Raw genomic sequence first — 23,171 nt, forward strand, 5'->3', positions numbered from 1 at the left:
ATTAAATTTCTCTAGTATATTTATCAGCTAGATTATCAATTCCTTTTATATATTCAACTTCTATTTTTATGTTATTTTCATCAATTAAAGAAAAGGCTTTTTTCATATAATCTTTTGCTTTTGTTTTACTATTTATTTTTCTTGTTTTTATTCAGGAAATAATGGTTTTATTATCATCATAAAAAAATGCTTTTAATATTTTGTTTTTTAATAAATATTTAATAAATTCTAAAAAAGCAAATGCTTCTATTTCATTTGATCATTCACAATCAGGATTTTCACTTCTATATAATAATTTTCCTTTATTATCAACTATAGCAATTAATCCGACATTATTTTTATTAGAAGAAATAGCACCATCGATATAAAAAATTTTTTGTTTAATTTTATTATTATTTAAATCTTTCTTTTTATTTTTTAATAAATTATCTAATTCTATAAAATAAGAAAATGTTGTAATTTTTTCAAATAAATCTATAAATTCTTCTTCTGAAATTAATTTATTACCTTTATGTCTAATTTCCCCATTATTATTTAATTTAATAAAAACATCATTAACAATTTTTTTACCAAAAAAAGATTTCAATTTTTCTCTATTTTCTCTTCCATCTAAAAAGGAATAAAAAAGACCTAATTTTTTACATTTTATTTTAAAATCATTTTCTTCTAAAATTTGATAAATTAATTTATTTATATCTTCTATTATTGTAAATTTTTTCTTATTTTCATTTAAAAATGATTCTATTAAATTGATTATTTTTTTTGCACTATTTTCAAGATTTTTATTGTTTAATCTCTTTGTTGAAAAAATATGTTTTTTAATTTTTTTTAAAAGATCAATTGTACTTTCAAAATCTAATTCTTCAAAAATTCTTTCTAGCTTTTTGATATTTGATAATTTGTCAAAACTTTTATCATTATTTGAATCAATTGCTTTATTTTTAAATTCTTTAATAAAATTATTAAACTTTAATTTATCTGAATATATTAAAGTTGTTACTCCGTTGTTTTCCTTATCGATTAATAATTTTAATATTTCAACTATTAAATTATCCAATTCATATTTTTCCATTTACAAATACTTTTATTCTCCCCTAAGTATTAATCAATCTGCAATTTCAGCATAGATTTTTTGATTTGTTTCTTGATATTTATATCTTGCTCATTTTGCTCAAAAATAAGCAGTAAAAATTCTTGCTATCTTAAATTTTTTAAAATCAAAATTACTTGTTAATTTAATATAAGTATTTAAAAATATTTCTTCTTGTTTTTTTGTTAATTTTCTTTTTACAACAAAACTAGCAAGATCAAAATATTTACTATTTAATCCACCATATTCATAATCAATAATTTTAATTTGATCATCTTTTAAAATTAAAATATTACCATCAACAATATCATTATTTGCATAACAAAGATCCTTATTAATTATTTTTAATCCTTCTTTTAAAATTAGATTTTCATCTTTATATTGCAAAATTTTCTCCTGCTTATTCAAAAAATTTCAAGTATCTAAAAAATTTGGTGCTTTAATTTTAGTATTTTTATTAATTTTTATATCATGAAGACTTTTAATTTCTTTTGCACAATTTATTAAAATCTTATCATTAACATTATCTATAAAAAAAGGTTTATGATCTATTTTTTCTGCACAGAAGTAATTTTTACCTATTTCCAAAGAATTAAAAACTTTTAATTCTTTTAAAATTAAAATTTCTTGATTTTGATAAATTTTTGTAAATTCATTATTAACAAAAAATTTGCAAATAATTTTATCTTTAAAATAAACATTATTTGATAATCCAATTTTGTCTTTAATTCAAGTTTTATCTTTCTTGATTATTTTTTCATTTCTTTCCATAATTATTACTTGCTTCAATAAAACTTTCAAATAAAGGATCTAATTTAAAAATTTTTGTATTAAATTCGGGATGAAATTGAACAGCAATAAAAAAATCATTTTTTGGATATTCCACTATTTCAACTAAATTAGTTTGTGGATTTATTCCAGAAAATACCAAACCATTTTTTTCTAAAATATTTTTATATTGATTATTAAATTCATAACGATGTCTATGTCTTTGATTTATTAAATCTTTTTTATAAATTTTGCTTGCTATTGTATTGGGAAAAATTTTACATTCATACTCGCCCAAACGCATTGTTCCCCCAAAATTTTTTAAATCTTGATCTTCCAATAAATGAATAATAAATTTTTGTTTCTTTTCAGGATTTAATTCTTGATGATATAAATTTAAATTTAAAACATTATTTGCAAATTCTAAAATTAATAATTGCATTCCAAAACAAATTCCTAATAAAGGAATATTATTTTCCCTTGCATACTTAATTGTTTTTATTTTTCCATCTGTTCCATCTGTTCCAAATCCTCCAGAAATAATTATTCCACTATAATTATTTAATTTTTTGAGATCCAAAGATTTAGAATCTAACAAATCTATTTTTAAATCTATTTTTTTATAAATAGAAATAATTTTTAAACTCTCAATTATCGAAAGATAAGAATCTTTTAAATTATGGTATTTACCAACAATTGCAATTCTTAATTTATCTTTATTTTGATAAGAGATTAAATTATTAAATAAATCATATTTTTCAATATTTTTATTTATTAATTTTAAATTTAAAATTTTAGCAATTTTTTGATCAATTTTTTCTTCCATTAATTTTTTAGGAATTTGATATACATTTGGTAAATTTTCTAATTCCAAAATATATTCTTTATTTACACCACAATTAATAGAAATTTTATTGAATACTTCTTGATTATTTATTTTATTTTCTGTTCTTACAATTAAAAAATTAGGAAATACACCAAGACTATGTAATTCTTTAATACTATGTTGAAAAGGTTTGCTTTTATATTCTTTATTAATTGAAAGAAAAGGAACAAAACCAATATGAATATTTATTACATTTTCTCTTTCAAATTGTAATTGTCTAATTGCTTCAAAATAGGGAATAGATTCAATATCTCCTACAGTTCCACCTATTTCCACAATTAAAAGATCATTATTTTTCAAATTATTTAAAATTAAATCAATTATTTCATTAATAACATGAGGAATAATTTGCACAGTTTTACCTAAATATTTTCCTCTTCTTTCTTTTTCAATTAAATTCCTATATATTTTTCCAGAACTAATTGAAGAATTTTTTGAAAGATTTTGATTTATAAATCTTTCATAATGACCTATATCAAGATCTGTTTCTCCTCCGTCCTTAGTAACAAATACTTCACCGTGTTCAATAGGAGAAATTGTTCCTGGATCAACATTTAAATAAGGATCAAATTTCATCATATTAACTTTTAGTCCTCTTTCTTTAAACATAAAAGCTAAGGAAGCAGCGAAAATTCCCTTTCCTAATGATGATAAAACTCCTCCTGTAATAAAAATTATTTTGCCATTTATTTTTCTGCTATTTTTCATAATAAAATAATTATAAAATAAATTTATTTTATAATTAGTAATTCTTAATTTTGGAAATCATTTATTTTATTTTCATTTTCAATAATTTTTTCTTTTAATTTTAAATTTATTCAAAATAAAATTGTTGTAATTAAAATAAAAGCTATTAAAAAACCAACAATAAAAAATAATATTCAAAAATTTCGATCTTGTTTTTTTGTATTAACATTTCCATTTTCTGAAATATCTAAAGATTGATCAAAATTTTTAGTAAAACTTAGATTTTCAAAATTATAATTTTTATTACTTTCTAAATTCTCTATTTCAAAAAAAAATTTATATTTTTCCGTTCCTCTTTCAGTTCCACTAGAAATATGAACAGAACTTTTTAAAACATAAGTAGAACTATAAATATTACCTTCTGAATCTTTTAAATATAGATTTTCATTTAAATTAAAATTTAAAAAAATTGGTTCTCTATTTTGTTCGTCGGAGTAAATTAAATTATCAATAGTAATTTCATATATTAATAAATTAGTTGTAATTGATGTTTCATTTATTACAAAACTATTTTTAACAAATTGTTTATTTACAGATAATGTCTTAATTTCAAGAGAATTAGATAAAGTAATTATTTCAGAATTAGGATCATTAGGATCATTAAGTGAAATTTTAGAAAATACATATTGAGTGTTAGTATCTAAATTATTTTGTAAAAATTCTAGTTGATAATTCTGTGTTCCATTAATTACACCATTTGAGATAACATTTAAAGTAACAAAAGAGGAATTATATATATTCTCGTTTTGATCAATTAATCAAATTCCATTATTTACATCATATTGCGTGAAATTTGTTTCATTTTCATTTGGTTTCAAATTATCAATTTCAATATTAAATTCAAATGATGTTGTGGTAATTGAATTTTCTATAATAAAAATAGAATTTTCTTTAATTATTGGTGTTGTTTTTTCTGTTTGAAAATACATAGGATCTTGATCAATGGTATATTTATATTCACCATTTTCATAAAAATATTGAATTGAATCAATTTGATAATTTGTTTCTGAATTTAAATCTGTTAGTGTAATTTCATAGGAATCATCAATTACAAATTCTTGCGAATTATAAATATTTTGATCTAAATCAGTATAATTTACTTTAATTTTTCGTTCAGAAGAAGTGTAATCTAATAAATTAAATTCTTCACCATTTTGACTAAAATCTAATAAAATTGTTACATCTTCTTGATTTGGATCTAAAATTTGATAATTGGAAATTAAGTAATCAGAATCAGAAGAAGGAAATATTGAAAATATTGAACTAAATTCCTTTAAATTGGAATTATCATAATAATTTGTTAATTGATAATTAGAATTATCACCACAACCATATAAAATATCACTTTCTCCATCATTATTTAAATCAGCTAATAAATAACTATTTTTAGAACCAAAATAAAAATCTTTTAATTTAAAATTATTAGTATTAAAAATTAATTGAGGAAAATAAATTCCATTTTCATTTAAATTATAATTCCCAAGTTGACCATATTTATTTGATCCTCAAATATAAAGACTATCTGCATATTGATCATTATTTTGATCAATTAGCACACCCGAATTATATAAACTAATTGATAAATCAATTATATTTCCGTTTCAATTATCTTGTCCTTGTGGTGTTATTTTTTGTGGAAATAAAGAATTATTTGTTGTTCCATTTCCCAGTTGGCCATTACTATTATCTCCTCATATATAAATATTATCACCATAATTATCAGAATCTATATCATCTATAATAATTGAAATATTATTTGCACTTGCTTCTAAATCAATTATATTTCCGTTTCAATTATCTTGTCCTTGTGGTGTTATTTTTTGTGGAAATAAAGAATTATTTGTTGTTCCATTTCCAAGTTGGCCATTACTATTATCTCCTCAAGTATAAATGGTATCACCATAATTATCTTGATCAGTATCTATTAAAACAGAAGAAAAATATTCCCCTAAGGCAATATCAACAATATTTCCTCCTCAATTATTTTTTTCTTTTGGAGTTACTTTTGTTGGAATAGATATAGTTCCTCCTATTGTTCCATTTCCAATTTGGCCTTTGCTATTATCTCCTCATATATATAATGTATCAGCATACCCATCATTATTAGTATCAACAGAAATTGCTGTATTAGTATATGATAAATCTAAATCAATAATCTCTCCTTTTTTATTATTTTTAGAAGAATAAGAAATTACAGGAAATAAAATATTATTTTCACTATCATTTATTTGATTTGAATTATTATCTCCTCACACATATAATGTATCTCCATAATTATCATTATCGGTATCAACTAAAACAGACGAATTATATCCGTCAAGCGATAAATCAACAATATTTCCATTTCAATCTTCTTGATTTTTTGGAGTTATCAAAATAGGTTTTGCGATATTTACATTTTCAGAACCATTTCCAATTTGACCATATTGATTATCTCCTCACATATAAAGAGTATCTGCATAATTATCATTATCGGTATCAATAATAATTCCAGAATGATAATATCCTGCATCACCACTTATAATGTTATTTTGATCATAAAAATCAGAATTAATATTTTTATTGTTAAAGTTTATTTTAAAAATGCTTAAATTTAGAAACAAAAAAGGAAGCATCAAAAAAGCTACAAATTTTCTCATAATAAATCTCTTAAAGAAAATAAAAATTTAAAAAATTTAAATTTTTTAAATTTATTTTAATATATTATAAAATTTAATAAATCCCTTACAAGATTATTATATTAAAATTTAAAAAAATAGATAATATTTAAGAACAAATTAATATGAAAAAAATATTTATTACTACACCAATTTATTATCCAAACAATAATTTACATATTGGTCACGCTTATACAACAATTTTAGCAGATACATACAAAAGATATAAAAAAATGCAAGGTTATGAAGTTTTTTTTCTTACAGGTTCTGATGAACATGGACAAAAGATTGCTGAAAAAGCTTTAGAAGAAAACAAAAAACCAAAAGAGTATGTAGATAAAATTATTGAGAATTTTAAAATTCTCTGAAAAAAATTAAATATTGAATATGATTTTTTTATAAGAACAACAGATAATTATCATCAAAAATATATACAAAATACTTTTGTTAATTTATTAAGTAAAAATTATATATATAAAGACAATTATAAAGGTTTATATTGCAAATATGATGAAACATTTTTTACTAAAAATCAAGTTTTAGAAGGAAATGTCTGTCCAGAATGTAAAAGAAAATTAATTTATCTAGAAGAAGAAAGTTATTTTTTAAAAGTTTCAATTTTTAAAAAATGAATAATTGATAAATTAAAAAATACCAATTTATTATCTCCTAATTATTTTACAAAAGAATTAATAAATAATTTTTTAAATGATTCATTTTTAGATTTATCAATTACAAGAACTTCAATTGATTGAGGAATTAAAGTTCCAAATGATCACAAACATGTAATTTATGTATGATTTGATGCTTTATTAAATTATCTTTCTGTTTTTAAAACAAAAGAAAGTAAATATGAAATTGAGGATATATGATCTAAGCAATCTGAATGAGAAATTATTCAATTGATCGGAAAAGAAATTACAAGATTCCATGCAATTTATTGACCTATAATCTTAAAAATGAAAAACTATAGATTACCAAAAATAATAGCACATGGATGATTAATTACAGATCAAGGAGATAAAATGTCTAAATCAAAAAATAATTCAATTGATCCTATTAAATTATTAAAAAAATATCAATCTGATGAAATAAGATTTTATTTATTAAATAATATAAAATTGGGAGATGATGGTAAATTTTCTGAAAAATTATTAATTAAAACAATAAATGGGATTTTAGTAAATAAATATTCAAATTTAGTTGCTAGAACTGATAATATGATTAGAAAATACAATAATGGATATATTCCTAAGAAAATAATTGAAACTAAAAGTGAAAAAAATCTCGAACGAGAAATATTAAAATTAGAAAATAATTATTATAAATATATGGATAATTTTTCAATAAATGATGCTATTGATCAGCTTATTAAATATACAGATATATTAAATAAATATATAGAAGAAAAAGAACCTTGAAAAGAAAAAAATCAAGAATATTTAAATACTATTTTAAATTTCTTGATTAATAACATTTATAAATTAAGTTATCTATTTTCTCCTTTTTTACCAAATTCATTTAAAAAAGTTAATATGTGGTTAAATGATAAAGATTTTAGTAAAAAAATAAATAAACTGGATTTCTTATTTAAAAGAATTAAAGATTAATTAAACTCTAAATTTGTATCAATTAATTTAACTTTGCTGAAATCAATTTTATTTAAATTTGCAGATTTTAATTTTACTGATTTAAATTCTGCTCCTTCTAAATTTGCTTTTGCAAGATTTGCATAACTAAGATCAACATTTTCTAGTCTTGCATTTTTAAAATTCACATAAGCAAGATTTGTATAAGATAAATTAATATTTTTAAGATTAGCTTCACTAAAATCAACAAATTTTAAGTTTGATTTATTAAAATTAATATCTTTAAGGTTGGATTTAATAAAACTTGAATAAACTAAATTAGAAGATGATAAATTTACATCATTTAGTCTTGCTTCATTAAATAAAGATTTTTTAAGATTGCAATGATCTAAGGAAACTTTATCTAAAATAGATTTATTAAAATTAGAATTAAGTAATCCTAAATAATTTATTTTTACTTCTTTAAAATTTGCTTTTGTAAAATTAACTTTTACAAAATTTTCATTTAAAAAACTAAATAAAAATTTTTTATTATTTATTTCTACATTATTAAATTTTGCATCAGTAAAATTAACTTTTGTTAATCTTACTTTTTTTAAGTTTACATCAGTAAGACTTGATTTATTAAATTTTGCATCAGTAAAATTAACTTTTACAAAATTTGTTTTTATCAAATTTGTATTAATAAAATTAGAATCATTAAGATTTGATTTTAAAAAATTTGCTTCTTTTATATTTGAATCTTCCAAATTTGCTTCTTTTAAATTTGTTTTTTTAAAAATTGAAAAATCTAAATTTGCTCTACTTAAATTAATTTTGTTCAAATTAGATTTTAAAAAAACTGAACCTTGTAAATTCTTTTCAGAAAAATTTACTCCTGTTAAATTTTTTTTCTTTAATTCTGTTTTATTAATATTATTATTATCCATATTTTTCCTTATTAATTATTTTTGATTAAATTTTCAATATTTTTTAATTCTTGTTTTTGATTATTAAATCAATTGTTTATTCAAACACGATAGAATTTATATCCTCTTTCATTTAAAAAATCTTGTTTTGAAATATCTCTTTTTCGGACAGATTTATAAGAATTTTTGATTATTTCATCTGTTTCGATCAAAAGACTTACATTATTATCTTGGTCGTAAATTAAAAAATCAATATTATATCCATAATTATCATCTTGATTTGCTACATTTAAATTATATTTATTTGTTATTTTTTTTAATTCAAAATAAAAATCTTTTTCAAAATTTGATTTAAATTCTTTTAATTTAAATCTTTCATTTAATGATAAATTATTATTTAATTCCATACAGTATTTTAAAAATCTATAAAGTATATATATTCCACTTTCAAGATTGTGTTTATGTAAATTATTACGAATAAAAAAATTTTCAAAATCTATTTGTTTTAATGAAGTTACTACATACATTTTTAATCTTGATCTTGTAATTGCTACATTAATTCTATTTATTCCTCCTTCTTGATTAATTGGTCCAAAATTAAAAAGAACTTTTCCTTCTTCATTTTTTCCATATAAAGTAGAAAAAATAATAATATCTCTTTCATCTCCTTGCACATTTTCAATGTTCTTTACAAATAAATTAACATCTCTACTATTTATTCAATTTGCAAATTCAAGATCAGAAAAACCAATACTTGCAATTTGTTCTAAAATATATTTTTCTTGTCTTGAATTCATTGTAATTATTCCAATTGATTTATCTTTAAATTTTTCTGCATTTTTAATTGAAATAAGAATTTCAATAATCTTATCTGATTCTTTTTTATTCAAACTATTTTTATATAATGGATCATTTATTTGATAATATTCAATTGGTTGATAATCTATATTTTTATTATTTTTAGTAATAAAAGTAAGATTACTATTATAAAAAATTTTATTAGAATATTCAATTAATTCCTTATAATCAGAACGATAATGATGTTCCAACATTATATGAGGAAATTTTGCTTTTGCATAAGTTAATAAAGATAATTTATTATCTATTAAATTATCATCTTCATATTTTTCAAGTTCTTCTGTTGTATTTCTAGAAATAAAAAAATTTGTTGGTGATAATTGTTTTTCGTCTCCCAAAATTACAACTTTTTTAGATCTTTCTATTGAAGGTAAACTTCTCTCAATAAACATTTGTGAAGCTTCATCAAAAATTACTAAATCAAATTGATCTTCTAATGTAAAAATACTTGAAATTGTTTCAGGATTTAATAATCAAATTTTATATAAATTTTTGAAATCTTGTGCTTCGTTTTGTAAAAATACTTTTACTCCTCATTTTTTCTTAACATTAAAAATTATTCTTTTAAATTGATCACTTGTTTTTCTAAAATTAATTCAAAAATTCATTGCAAGATAATATTTTGCAATTTTGCTAAATTTATCAATTTTATCTTTTCTTAAATTTAAAAAATCCTTGTAATTATCTTTTCATTTAAAAACTTGTTCTTCAATTTTAAATAAAAAGTCAAATTTATTTATTCTTTCACGAAAGATTTTAAATTCAATAATTTCTAATAATTTGTCATATTTTATTTTATTTTTCTTAGTAAAATCTAAAAATTCTTTTAAAAAATAGAATTGACCATCAGTAAAATTTTTTATTATTTGAAATTCTTTAAAACTTAAATTTAAGTTAGCTTCCAGATTTTTATATTTTGTTATTAAATTTTTTTGTTCTTCTAGATTTTTATTAAATAAATTATTATATTTTAAAATAATTTTATTTTTTAAAAGATCATAATCTTTTATTTCATTAAAAGACTTTTTAAGAATAATAATCATTTTAGCAATACTTTGTTCTACTTGTAATTCTTTTTTTTGATTTCCATATTTTCGATCATATTTAATTTTATTAATCAAAAATTCCTTCTTTGCTAAATCAAAATCACTTTTTAAATTTTTATATTCTAATTTAAAATTATCATTTTCTAGTAAATATTTAGAAAATAATTTTTCCTTAAAATCATTTTTTAACAGTGAAAAAAAATATTTTTTCAAAATAGGATGAATTTTCGAAAAATAAATTAAATCATGAGAATAGGTAAACAATTTTTCAAAAAGATCTAATGAATGAGATGCGACAAAAGAATTAAGTTTATCATTTTCAAAATATTTTAATATTTCGTCATATCTAGAATCATTTATATTTTTTCACAAATCATTCCAAATAAGTTTTAAATTTTTTTCTTCTAAAATTAATTCTTCTTTTTTAATATCAATTAAACTATTAAAGTAATCAGATACTTCTGCATTATTTTTGATTACAAAAGAAGAACCATATTTTCTTGTTATTTTCTCTCTTAATTCAATAATTTTATTAATTTTTAAAGCAGAATGATTTTTTAATAAAAATTTTATTTCATCTAAAAAAATACTAAAATTATTTTTTTTTGATCCTTCTTTTAAAATAAAGGAATTTATTTTTTCATTATCAATTTTCAATTTTAAAAAATTATCAAAATTCTTAAATTTTCCATAATGTTCTTCCATTATTTCTAAGATTTTTTTATTTTCAATTGAAGGGATATTTTTATGAAAATCAATTAAATCCATTTCTTCAAGGATATTAATAATTTTTTGTGATAAAATATCTAATTTATTTATTTCATCTAATAATGATTTGTTATCAATAAAATTTACTTCTTCTTGTTCTAAAATTTCTTTGCTAGTTTCATAAGAATGATTTATTTGTTCATAAAATTCTGATTTATTGTTTATATCAGTAAGATAAAAAGCAAATCTGTTTAATTTTTTTAATCTTTTATAAATAACATCCAAAGCAGCTCTTTTTTCCGAAACAATTGCCACTCTTTTATTTTTTAAAATTGCATCATAAATAATTGAAAGAATAGTTTGTGATTTTCCTGTTCCGGGAGGTCCTCAGATAACTAAATTATCAATATCTTTATCATTAATTTTTTTAAGTGCTAAAAATTGTTGATCATTTAAGTTATCAACATAAAATATTTTTTTTTCATCTCGATTATAATTATTTTTTTGGGAATATTGATTATTATCAAAAAAATCTAAATTTTTATTATCATCTTTTTTAATATTTGTTGTTGTACTATATTTTTTTAATTGTTCAGTAGAATATCCACTTTCTAATATTAAATTTAGATCTCTTTTAATTGCATTATCATATTTATCAAAAAAACCTATTGTATAAGTTTTTTCTATTGAAAAATTAAAATTAAATTTAATAATTTTTTCATAATTTTTAAACTCAATTACTTCATCATGATAATTTAAAAAATATTTATCAATTAATTTTTTATCTTTTTTAAAATTTTTAAATAATAATTTAATATTTTCTAAGAAACTTTTCTCAAGATTATAATAATAATCATCTATTTTTAAAAAATTTTCTATAATAAAATTATTAGTTAATATATCTCTTGTATTATCAAAATTCATTATAACTTTATGATTAGAATGATCAAATTTTAAAAAAATTGGAATTAAAAAAATTGGTGATCTTACAGGAATAATTTTATTTCCATTATTAAAATTTTTAAGAAAATAATAGGGTACAAAATAAAATGTTGCATATCCTATTTCATTTTTTATTTTTTGATTTTCTTTTTCAAGATTATTAAATTGTAAAAAATTTTTTTCATCAATACTTTTTTTGAAATTAGAATTTTTATTTTGTTTTTTAAGATAAATTTTTTTATTATTTTTTAAATAGTAAAAGTTAAAATTTTTTATTGAAAAAGTAGCATTTTCTAAATTTGTTAATTTTAAATTTAATTTTAAATCTTTAATATCATTATTTAGAAAATAATTAATTTTTTCTAATTGCTCTTGCTCAATATTATAAATGGAAAAATTATAATTTGTGCTCTTCGAAGTTCATATATTACGGTTTCTTTTGCTTAAATTTGTTAATTTTTTTTGAAAATTTTGTAATTCAAACTCAAATTTTTTTGTAATAGGAAATCGTTTTATATTAACCTTTTCTACATTTTTCATTAAATTTTTTTCTCCTCTAAATCTACAGAAAATATTTAAAAATAAATAACTATTTAATAATCTTAAGTTAAAATTATTATATATTTTTTGAAATATATCTTATAATTTACGAATTATAATAAAAATAAATTATATAATTTCAAAAATGAAAAAAGAACAATTAGAATTTATTAAAAAAGAAAATTATGAATATTATTTAAGATTAAAAACAAAAATTGAAGAAAATTATACACCTAGCAAAATTATTAAATATGCAAATTTTTCATCTGCTTTTTTCTATTATCTTGGATATGTAATTCTTATTACATTATTTCAAAATGCAGCTGCTCTTGCTAGCTCTAGAAAAAGAAATTTTAATAATTCTTTAATATATGCTTTATTAGGTTTTAATATTTTTTTCTTTTTATATTTAGGTGAAAATAATAAATATAAAAAATATTATCAAAAAGAACTTGAAAAAATTGAAATACCAGAGCAAATAAAAATAAAAATTAATAATCAAAAATTATTAAAAAAAATAACAGAAAAAGATTTCGAATATATCAAAAGAGAAAAATTATTTAATGTTAATTATCCCAATAATAAAAATTTAATAGGTTTTGTATATGGTTCAAGTATTAGATCTAAAAGTTTATTTAAAGATATACATGCAAATATCGAGAATATAAGCGGAGGAAAAATAAACACATATAATATTTTATTAAATGAAGCACGAGAAGAGGCAATTGAAAAAATGATAAAAGATGCAATATTAAAGTATGGTAGTTTTGAAGGCAAAGCTATCTATAACATTAGATTATCTACATCACAAATATCAATGGGAGCAAGTGAAATTTTAGTTTATGGAACTCTTGTATATGAATAATAAAAAATTACTGAATAAAAATAACAGCAAATTTTTTATTATTTCTTTCCATTTTATCAACTAGTTCTTTTATTTTACTATCATCCACATAATCTTCTTGTTCAAATTGTTCAAAATTATTTAAACCTTTTTCTCCGATTTTTTTATAAAGTTGAGCTAATGAACTTATTGGTCTAAATTCAAAATAAGTTTCGTAAATTTGACTTGGAATATATTCTTTATTATTGTTATAATAAAGAATTTTTTTAGACTCTTTAAAAATATTTTCTTCAAACTCTTCTTTTAAATATTCTTCAATTCCAAATACAATTTGTAATAATTTTAAAGTTTCTTTTTTAGTTATGTTTGCTTTAATATCTTTTTCTGTACGATTTAAAAAATGAATTCTTGTATTTCCAATATTATCTCTTTCAAAAATATTTACTTTAAAATTTTTATCATATAAAAAAGGAGAATGAGTTGCAAATACAAAATAGATATTTTTAAAAATATCTTCATTTTCAGAAATTAAATTTTTAAGATATTTTTTTAATTCTATTTGTAATGGTATTGAAAGATTATTTTCTGGTTCATCAACCATTATAATTTTCACATTTTTTGGATCTTGATAAATTATTGAATTAATAATAAAAATAAAATCTAAAAAAGATTTAGTTCCATCACTACTATCAATTCCAGTTTTATTTCCTATTAATCAATTTTTCTTAGAATCAAAATTTAAAATTATTTTATTATTTAAAACATTTACTTTTAAATTAAAATCAATAAATTGAAATTTCTCTAAAATTTTATTTATTTTAGATGTTATTCTTGATTCAATTTCTTTTCTTTTTTCATTTTTAAAATTTCCAGAAGGCATCTGATAATAAATTTTTAATTCTTCTTTATTTGGATAAAGAAAATTAAATATTTTATTTATTTTTGCTTTTTCTGAAAATGAGCTATCACTATTTATTTTTTCAAACAAATAACTTAAATTATAAATATATTCTAAATTTCCATTTTTTAATGCACTTTTAATATAAATAATTTGCGGTTTTTTTGTTAATGTTTGTGATATTTTTAAAAAACTATTAAAAATTATTTCTGATGTTATATGAATTCTATTATTATTAATGTTAATATAACTAAAATCTGTTACCTTTTCAAATTTTCCATATTTAGCAAAAGAAATAACACTTTGAATTTTGCTATAGATTTTATTTAATAAAGTTGAATTTTTTAAGCTATTTTCATAATCTTTTATGTCATTATAAAAATTTTTATAAAAATTATCATTATTGGGATTTTTTAGATAATCAACTACAATTTTTTTATAAATTGAATTTTCATCAAGTGAATATAAATAATTATTTCCATTTGAATCAGAACCTATTGTTCTTCCATTATTACGAAAAAAATTCATATATTTATTCTTTATTTCATTTGAAAATAAATTATTTAAATTTCTCTCGAGATCATTTAATTCTTCTTCTGAAAATTTATAGTTTAAAATTACTTTTGAAACTATATCTTCTTCACTTTCTAATTTATAATTTATTCTTTCGCTTCCTTCAATTTTTCTTAAAAATTTGGTTTTATTATTTTCATTATTTTCATTGATAAAATTAATTCCTTCTAAAAAGGATGTTTTACCGGAAGAATTAATTCCCAATAATAAATTAACATTATTACTATATAAATTAACAATTTGTTTGTTAAAAATACTTTTAATTCCTTCTATTTGAAAAATCATTCTATTTTCTTCAATATTCATAAAATATAAATTCTCCATTTCTTCTAAATTCTATTTAATTTAATTAAATTTATATTGTCTTTTAAATTATATATAATTTAATAAATTGAGGGGTTATAAATGAAAAAATATTATGTAGGAATTCTAATTCCATTGTTAGGTGTTATGCCAATAAATAAAAATTTAATTAATAAAAATGAAGAAAATGCTTTTGAAAATCAACAAATTATTGATATTTCAGCAGGAGGACATCACTCCGGTACTATAATTGATACAGATAATAATGGTTATGCAGATACCCTTTATATGTGAGGAAATAATTACGTAGGCCAAATAGGAAATGGAAGATCTGGAGGGATTGTTGAATCTCCAGAAAAAATTGATTTTGATTGAAATGGAAATTTAATTAATTTAGAACTTGGTGTAATTCATTCTGGATTAACAGTTGATAGTGATTATGATGGTTATGCAGATACATTATATATGTGAGGATATAATTTTGATGGAGAAATTGGGAATGGAACATGAGGAGATCAAAACATATCTAAAATTCCTGAAAAAATAACACCACAAGGACAAGATGATTGAGGGGGAAATATAATTGATTTATCTTTATCTGCATTAAACAGTGGAGTTACTATTGATACTGATTATGATGGATATGCTGATACATTATATATGTGAGGAAAAGATAATGTAGGACAAATAGGAAATGGTTCTTCTGATAATTTAATGAAAATATATCCAACATTAGTATTTCCTGAAATTGATGATTGAAATGGTAATTTAATTGATTTAAATCTTGATGGATATCATTCTGGATTAACAGTAGATAGTGATTATGATGGTTATGCTGATACATTATATATGTGAGGAGATAATGGAGATGGTCAAATAGGAAATAACACTTTTGATATTATTTATTCTCCTGAAATTATAAATCCAGTTGATAGTAATTGAAATGGAAATATAATTGATTTTGATTTAGGGGAAAATAGCACAGGAGTTACTATTGATACTGATTATAATGGATATGCAGATACATTATATATTTGAGGTAATAATTTCTATGGACAAACAGGAAATGGAATTAGTGGATATGATTATGATAATTTTCCTACTCCTACAAAAACAGAATATGATTTTAAAGGAAATTTAATTGACTTATCATTAGGTGGATCACATGTAAGTATAACAATTGATAGTAATTATGATGGTTATGCTGATACACTTTATGTTTGAGGATATAATAACGAAGGACAAATTGGAAATAATAAAGAGGGAGTTAGTGAATTAGAAGATACTCCGATTATAATTACTCCTGTTGATCAAATTAATTGATCAGGAAATATTGTTGAATTATCATTAGGTTTTAATACAACAATGATTTCTGTAGATCAAAATAATGATCAAATAGCAGATTCAATTTGAATGTGAGGACAAAATACTTTTTCAGAAGCTGGACAAGATGGATCAATTAGTAAAGTATTAACACCACAAAAATTAATATAAATTATTTTTTAAATTCGATAAAACTTTTTTGCATTACTATTTGAAATAGTAATTAATTCTTCCATTTTTAAATCTCTAATTTTTGAGAATTCTAACATTAAGTACTTTAAGTAAAAAGGATAATTAGTTTTCCCTCTAAAAGGAACAGGAGTAAGATAAGGGCAATCTGTTTCAAAAATTATTTTATCAAGAGGAATAATTTTTGCATAATTTTTAATTTCTTGGGCATTTTTAAATGTAATAATTCCATTAAAACTAAAAATTAAATTTTTAAATTTTAGAAAGTTATTAAACATTTTTTCATTTCCAGTATAAGAATGAATTATATAATTTAAATTTGGAAATTTAGATATTATTTTATAAATATCTTCATAAGCATCACGACCATGAATAACTACAGGTAATTTAAATTTATTTGCAATTTCTAATTGAAAAATAAATCATTTTTTTTGTATTTCTTTTTCTTCTTCTTTTTTAATTCTTGAATAATCTAATCCTATTTCGCCAATTGCTTTTATTGTTTTCTTATTATCAAAAATAATTTTTTCTAAAATTTCTCCTTTTAATTCATCTAGTTCATTTACATCAAAAGGATGTAAACCAAGAACAGGAATAAGCTTTGGATATTTTTTATTTAAATTTAAAATTTCTTGAAGTGAAGAAAAATCTGTTCCAATATTAAATACATATTCAAGTTCTGATAGTGATTTTTCAATAATCTTATCTAATTCTTCTTTATAATATCTCTGTAAAAGATGAGCATGTGTATCTATTGCTTTCATTTCTATTTTCCTATACAAAAAGTACTAAATAATTGATAAATATAATCTTCATCTAATTCTTTTCCTAAAATTTTATAAAGATCTCTAAGAATTGTTTCTATTTCAAATGAAATAATATCTTCTTGATAATTATCATCAATCATCGATATTATATTATTTAATTTCGCTGCAATATTTTTAAAATTATTAATTTGATTATCTGTAAGCAAAATAGCATTTTCTTCTGTAAATTTTGCTATCAATTTTGTTTCAATAAATTTAATTATTTCTTTTTCAAGTAAATTTATTTTATTTTCTTTTGCAGATATTTTAAGAAAATTAAAATCTATTTTTATTTTTTTAATTTGATCTTTTTTATTTATTACTTTAATTATTTTATTTTCGTAATCCTTTAAAATATCTTTAAAAGAATTTAATTGCTTATTAATTGATTTTGTACCATCTATTAGTAAAATAATAAGATCTGCTTCTTTTAGAGTTTTTAAAGATTTTTTTATTCCAATTTTTTCAACTTTATTACCATATTTTCTTAATCCTGCTGTATCTTGAAAAGTAATTAAATGATTGTTTAAATAAATAGAAGATTCAACAACATCTCTTGTTGTTCCCTTATAATTTGAAACAATTGCTCTATCTTCTTTTAAAATTTGATTAAGTAAAGTTGATTTTCCAGCATTTGGTTGTCCAATTAAAGCAATTTTGATTCCTTTTCCAATTTTAATTATTTTATTAGATTCATATATTATTTGTGTAAATTTTTGCTCTAATAATTTTAATTCTTGATTCATTTTTTTTAAATTATAAATTGGTAAATCTGTATTCTCGGGATAATCAATTGCAATTTGAATTCTTGAAATTATATCTTCTAATTTTTTGATTATTTGATCTATAAATTCACCTTGTTTATTATTTAAATTTTTTGTTGCTTGATTTGAAAGTGTTTGATCATTTGTAAGAATTAAAGTATTAATAGCTTCTGATTGAGTAAGATTAATTTTTCCATTCATAAAAGCTTGCTGCATAAATTCACCAGGATTTGCTTGAATAATATCCATTTTACTTAATTTAGAAAGAATTTTATTAGCAACTATCATCGAACCGTGAAAATGAATTTCACAAACATCTTCTCCTGTAAATGAATTTGGTTTTTCAAAAATTAAAACTAGCGTATCATCAATAAATTCTTTTGAAAAAAATAATTTATAAAATCTTACTGAATTTGCTTCTAATTTTATGTTCGGATATAAATTTTTAAGAACAAAAAAAGTAGATGGTCCAGAAATACGTATTATTCCTACATTTTGATTAATTGGTTTTGTAACCAATGAATATATTGTTTGCAAATTAAAACTCCCTTTATTTTTATATTGCACTAATTATTGATCAATTATCAGGTCATCAATTAGTTCCTATAAATGTATCACAGAAAGCAATAAATAAAGCAACAATCAAAACAACAATTACTAAATATTTACAAAATATGTAAATTCCTTTGAAAACATATTTGAAAAAAATTTTTAAAAAAGCAATAAATAATAAAATTAAAATTATGGCAATTATTATTCAAAAAAGCATAATTCAATATCATGCTCATTCACTATAAAATGATCCTACCATATAAATTTCTTCATTTCTTCTTTTAATATATTATATAAACAAAAATAAAGTTAGTAACTAACTTTATTTTTTAAGAATTTGCTCAATCTATTAAATTTCAATCGGATGGTCATCAATCAGTACCAATAAAAGTATCACAAAATGCGATAAACAAAAGAACTGAAATAGCAAGACCGATAATTGGTCCTATTATTTTAAATATAAGAGCAATTGAAAATTTAAAAATGAATTTAAAAATTATAAACAAAAATGTAAATGCAAATATTGCAATTAGCAATCAAAATAGAAAAATTCAATACCAATCTCAGTCGCTATAAAAAGCACCGACTTGATTTACTGCAGCTAAAATCTCCATATTTCATCCTTTATCATTTTATGTATAACGATATTATAACTAAATTAAGAATATTTATTAAAAAAATCTAGACTTAAAAGATATTTTTCTTTTAAGGACAATACATCTTGACAAATTTCTAAAAGCTTATTATCTGTAATCATTCTTGAATAAAATTTACTTTTTAATTTGTCTTTTAAATTATTAATATTAATAATAATAAGTTCATCTGAAATATTATTTTTCAAATGAGGATTTAACAATTTAAAAACATAATGATAAATTGCAACTTGTCTTCAATAATCAAAATTATCACCCTCGGATGATGTTTTAAGATCACAAATATGAATCATTTTTGTATCTTTATTTATAAGTAAAAAATCAATTTCTCCTGTAAAAATTCCATCAGGATGATAAAATTTCAAATTATGGCCAATTACAACAAAATTATTTTGATCTAAATGATTTAAAAATTCCAAAACTTCTGTAGATTGTGTGGAAATAGGTATACTTTCTTCATTTTCTAAATAATTTACAATATCACTTTCAACTTTTTTTCCATAGTCTATTGATTCTTGTAATTTAATTTTTCCTAAAATTTTAAGAGTTTGATTATAAATTGTTTGTTTAGTAAACATTTTTATTTTTTTTTGAATTAAATCTAATTCATATAAAATTCTTTTACCTTTTTCAGAATTTCAATTTATTCAATTTCAACCAAAATTATTTACCATATCATTTAAATCAATTTCAAATTTTTGTTCTCTTTTTATTTGATTTAATTTATATTCTCCTAATAATGGAAGAATATAAGGTTCATTAAATTTATTCAAAAATTCAGATAAACTAGAATTACTAGGAATATTTAAAAATTCATTACTTTGTTCAAGATAATAAAAATCTAATTTTTTATATGGTTGATATAATTTGTCTTTTTTTATTAATTTTAATTTGATTTTTTTCTGTAATTCAGGATAATAATATCTAAAGTTTTTCATTTAATCTTTATCTTTCATATTTTTTAGTAAATCATAAATTTGATTTTTTTTAAATTTTTGTTCAAATAAATTATAAATCATTAAAATCTCCTTATCTTTTAAATTTAAATTACGAAAAAAATGAAGTTGCTCTTTAAGATCTTCTAATTCTTTTTTATTATTAAATAGGTTTTTTGTTGGAATAAGAACAACAAATTCTCCTTTTAAATTATTTTTTATTAAAAAATCATTAATTTTTATTTTTTCTATTTCTTCAAATTTTTTTGTTAATTCACGAGCAATTATAATTTCTAGATCATCTTGATAATAATTTGCAATTATTTTTAAACTATTAATAATTCTCTTAGGAGATTCATAAAAAATAATAAGATCAACACTTTTTTTAAGTTTTTCAATTTGGAAAAATATCTTATTTTCTGTTCTTTCAATAAAACCTAAAAAAGCAAATGAATTATAAATAATTCCACTTGCACTTAAAGCTGTAATTAAAGCACTTGCTCCAGGAATTGGGATAACATCAATTTCTTTTTCTTTTAAAAAATTAATTATAATCTGTCCAGGATCAGAAATGGTTGGAGTCCCAGAATCAGAAATTAAAGCACAATCAGAAATTGCTAATTTTTCAAAAACAAATTGTTTTATTTTTGATTCTTTAAATTTATGAAGAGAATATAATTTCTTTTTTTTTATTTCATAATGATTCAATAATTTTTGTGAATGCAAAGTATTTTCACAAAAAATAAAATCAACTGATTTTAAAATTTCTAATCCTCTTATTGAAATATCTTTAAGATTTCCAATCGGTGTTCCAACAACAAAAAATTTATTGCTCATTTTTTCCTTTTAAATTAAAATAATTATTTAAAAGATAATTAAAAAATATTTCGTTTTCAATTATATTTGTATTTATTCCTAAATTAATTAATTTTTGATCACTTAAAGAAATTTTTGTAAGTAAAAAACAATTAACTAATTGTTTTGTATATTGATCTGCTTCTGTAAAAAATTTTTTAATTTTAATTAAATCATTACTTAGAAATAAATTTTCAAAATCTAGATTTACTTTAAAATTATCATAATTAAATTTACGATCTTTAATAAAAGAAAGTAAAAATTCTAAATTATGATTTCATCGATAATAACTAATTCTTAATTCTTTTTTATTTTTAACAAGATTTAAAATTGTAAATACCAATTTTTTAAAATTTCCATAATTTCACTTATCGATATTTTCAATTAATTTTCAATTTAAAATTAAATCTTCTTTATTGCTTTCCTCAGAAAATAAATCTTCTTTACTATAATTACTTATTTTTTGATTTATTTGTTTTTCAATTATTACTTTCATTTTTAAAACCTTTTATTAAGATCTTTTATTATTATGTCTATTATTTTTTCTAATGATTCTTCTCCATTTATTAAAATAAATCTTTTAGGATTTTTTTTTGCTAAATCTAAATATCTTTTTCTAATATTTTTATGAAAATTTAAATCATAAGTATCAAATTTATTGATACTTCTTTTATTTTTAATAATTCTAGATTGTGCTAATTTAGGATCAATATCAATTAAATATGTTGTTCTAGGATTAACATTTAAAGTTGCAAGAGTATTTGTAATTTTAATTTGATGATCTTTAATTCCCTTTAAGCCTTGATAAACAAAAGTTGAATCTGTAAATCGATCACATATTACAATTTTTTTTGCTTTTAAATTAGGATAAATAAATTTCTGAATATGTTCAGCACGATTTGCTTGAAGAAGAAAAAGTTCTGTAATTGGTAAAATATCATAATTAACTATTAAATCTCTTGTTTTAAGAAGAAATTCATTTCCTGAATTTCCTGGTTCTCTTGTAAAAATAACTTCTCTATTTTTAAAAAGGTATTTATTCTTAGTAACCAAAAAAATCTTTTTTAATTGATTAATTATTGTTGTTTTTCCAGCTCCGTCTATTCCTTCAATTGTAATGAAATTTTTATATTCCATTATATCTCCTCTTGATTATTAAAAATATATTGAATAGTATCTATATTTAAATAACTTATACTTAAATCTTTTGGGACACCAATTTTTATTTTTGTAAATAAAAATTTACGATCATTAAAAATCTTTTTCAATTCTTTTTTAAAAACTTTAATTATAAGTTCACTTTCTAAAGATGGAGGGGTAAAAAAACTTATTTTTGTAACATTTTCATTATCTTGTAAAAGTTTTGTTAATCTTAAAATAATATTATTAAGAAAAATATTATTTAAATAATCACTTTTTTTATTGAAATTTAAATTAAAAAACTTTAGATCTTGATTTTGTAAATAATTGTAAATTTTAAAATAATCATTAAAATTTTCGATAATATAAAGAACTTGTTCTTCTAATTTACAATTACTACATTCCTCACCCTCATAAAAAAGATTACAAATATTACATAATTTTATTTCATTTATTAAATTTGATAATTTATTTAATTTATTTAAAGTTTCTTTTTTATTTTTAATAAATTCAATTGCTAATCTTTGTCCTTGTTTTGGACCAATAGATGATCAAAGTGTTAATTCATTTATTAAAATATCTAAATTTTTCATTTTT

General features: G+C 19.7%; 19 protein-coding genes. 3 read left to right on the forward strand and 16 right to left on the reverse strand.

What is annotated here, in order from left to right; genetic code table 4:
• Position 1: 1 nt before the first annotated feature.
• From X271_RS02920 to X271_RS02935, 4 genes are read right to left on the reverse strand one after another with little or no spacing between them, the layout of a single operon-like run.
• Positions 2-1,072 carry a ribonuclease H family protein gene (locus X271_RS02920; RefSeq protein ID WP_025208965.1) on the reverse strand — a complete coding sequence of 357 codons (1,071 nt, stop codon included), beginning with the start codon at positions 1,070-1,072 and terminating at the stop codon, positions 2-4.
• Between the two features lie 12 nt (positions 1,073-1,084).
• Positions 1,085-1,861, reverse strand: a complete 777-nt coding sequence (locus tag X271_RS02925) for a hypothetical protein (RefSeq protein ID WP_025208966.1) — start codon at positions 1,859-1,861, stop codon at positions 1,085-1,087.
• Positions 1,827-3,452 (reverse strand): CTP synthase, encoded by a 1,626-nt coding sequence (gene pyrG, locus X271_RS02930; protein ID WP_025208967.1) that lies wholly within the window; start codon positions 3,450-3,452, stop codon positions 1,827-1,829. Before pyrG ends, X271_RS02925 begins: the two co-directional genes overlap by 35 nt.
• Positions 3,453-3,496: 44 nt before the next feature.
• Positions 3,497-6,130 carry an RCC1 domain-containing protein gene (locus X271_RS02935; RefSeq protein WP_025208968.1) on the reverse strand — a complete coding sequence of 878 codons (2,634 nt, stop codon included), beginning with the start codon at positions 6,128-6,130 and terminating at the stop codon, positions 3,497-3,499.
• A gap of 143 nt (positions 6,131-6,273) precedes the next feature.
• On the opposite strand from X271_RS02935, the gene metG reads away from it, so the two are divergent.
• Positions 6,274-7,758, forward strand: coding sequence for a methionine--tRNA ligase (metG, locus tag X271_RS02940; protein ID WP_025208969.1), 1,485 nt, complete (start codon positions 6,274-6,276; stop codon positions 7,756-7,758).
• Here the strand turns inward: metG and X271_RS02945 are convergent.
• Positions 7,755-8,666 (reverse strand): pentapeptide repeat-containing protein, encoded by a 912-nt coding sequence (locus X271_RS02945; protein WP_025208970.1) that lies wholly within the window; start codon positions 8,664-8,666, stop codon positions 7,755-7,757. The genes metG and X271_RS02945 overlap by 4 nt on opposite strands.
• 11 nt (positions 8,667-8,677) lie before the next feature.
• Positions 8,678-12,739 (reverse strand): AAA domain-containing protein, encoded by a 4,062-nt coding sequence (locus tag X271_RS02950; RefSeq protein ID WP_025208971.1) that lies wholly within the window; start codon positions 12,737-12,739, stop codon positions 8,678-8,680.
• 145 nt (positions 12,740-12,884) lie between these two features.
• On the opposite strand from X271_RS02950, the gene X271_RS03225 reads away from it, so the two are divergent.
• The gene (locus tag X271_RS03225) at positions 12,885-13,604 is read left to right on the forward strand and encodes a YbjQ family protein (protein WP_025208972.1); all 720 of its coding nucleotides are present in this window, start codon (positions 12,885-12,887) and stop codon (positions 13,602-13,604) included.
• Between the two features lie 7 nt (positions 13,605-13,611).
• Here X271_RS03225 and X271_RS02960 read toward each other — a convergent pair whose 3' ends face one another.
• Positions 13,612-15,360 (reverse strand): AAA family ATPase, encoded by a 1,749-nt coding sequence (locus X271_RS02960; RefSeq protein ID WP_025208973.1) that lies wholly within the window; start codon positions 15,358-15,360, stop codon positions 13,612-13,614.
• A gap of 99 nt (positions 15,361-15,459) precedes the next feature.
• Here X271_RS02960 and X271_RS02965 point away from each other — a divergent pair, with 99 nt between their 5' ends.
• Complete coding sequence (locus X271_RS02965) at positions 15,460-16,851, forward strand: RCC1 domain-containing protein (RefSeq protein ID WP_025208974.1); 1,392 nt, start codon at positions 15,460-15,462, stop codon at positions 16,849-16,851.
• Positions 16,852-16,859: 8 nt separating this feature from the next.
• On the opposite strand, the gene X271_RS02970 is transcribed toward X271_RS02965, so the two are convergent.
• The 9 genes from X271_RS02970 to X271_RS03010 form a co-directional block, all read right to left on the reverse strand.
• Positions 16,860-17,633, reverse strand: coding sequence for a TatD family hydrolase (locus X271_RS02970; protein ID WP_025208975.1), 774 nt, complete (start codon positions 17,631-17,633; stop codon positions 16,860-16,862).
• A gap of 2 nt (positions 17,634-17,635) precedes the next feature.
• Entirely contained in the window at positions 17,636-18,976 is a 1,341-nt protein-coding gene (gene mnmE / locus X271_RS02975) for a tRNA uridine-5-carboxymethylaminomethyl(34) synthesis GTPase MnmE (RefSeq protein WP_158380607.1), read from the reverse strand.
• Between the two features lie 19 nt (positions 18,977-18,995).
• Complete coding sequence (locus tag X271_RS02980; RefSeq protein WP_025208977.1) at positions 18,996-19,250, reverse strand: hypothetical protein; 255 nt, start codon at positions 19,248-19,250, stop codon at positions 18,996-18,998.
• Between the two features lie 70 nt (positions 19,251-19,320).
• Positions 19,321-19,605, reverse strand: a complete 285-nt coding sequence (locus X271_RS02985) for a hypothetical protein (protein ID WP_025208978.1) — start codon at positions 19,603-19,605, stop codon at positions 19,321-19,323.
• A gap of 44 nt (positions 19,606-19,649) precedes the next feature.
• Entirely contained in the window at positions 19,650-20,582 is a 933-nt protein-coding gene (locus tag X271_RS02990) for a PD-(D/E)XK nuclease family protein (RefSeq protein WP_025208979.1), read from the reverse strand.
• Positions 20,583-21,416, reverse strand: coding sequence for a 16S rRNA (cytidine(1402)-2'-O)-methyltransferase (rsmI, locus tag X271_RS02995; RefSeq protein WP_025208980.1), 834 nt, complete (start codon positions 21,414-21,416; stop codon positions 20,583-20,585).
• The gene (locus X271_RS03000) at positions 21,406-21,930 is read right to left on the reverse strand and encodes a hypothetical protein (RefSeq protein ID WP_025208981.1); all 525 of its coding nucleotides are present in this window, start codon (positions 21,928-21,930) and stop codon (positions 21,406-21,408) included. The genes rsmI and X271_RS03000 overlap by 11 nt, the downstream gene beginning before the upstream one ends.
• Before the next feature lie 2 nt (positions 21,931-21,932).
• Positions 21,933-22,571, reverse strand: coding sequence for a dTMP kinase (gene tmk, locus X271_RS03005; protein WP_025208982.1), 639 nt, complete (start codon positions 22,569-22,571; stop codon positions 21,933-21,935).
• On the reverse strand, positions 22,571-23,167 hold the full coding sequence (locus X271_RS03010) for a hypothetical protein (RefSeq protein ID WP_025208983.1): 597 nt from the start codon (positions 23,165-23,167) through the stop codon (positions 22,571-22,573). Before X271_RS03010 ends, tmk begins: the two co-directional genes overlap by 1 nt.
• Positions 23,168-23,171: the final 4 nt, after the last annotated feature.

The organism is Candidatus Hepatoplasma crinochetorum Av, assembly GCF_000582535.1.
GTDB lineage: Bacteria > Bacillota_I > Bacilli_A > Mycoplasmatales > Hepatoplasmataceae > Hepatoplasma > Hepatoplasma crinochetorum.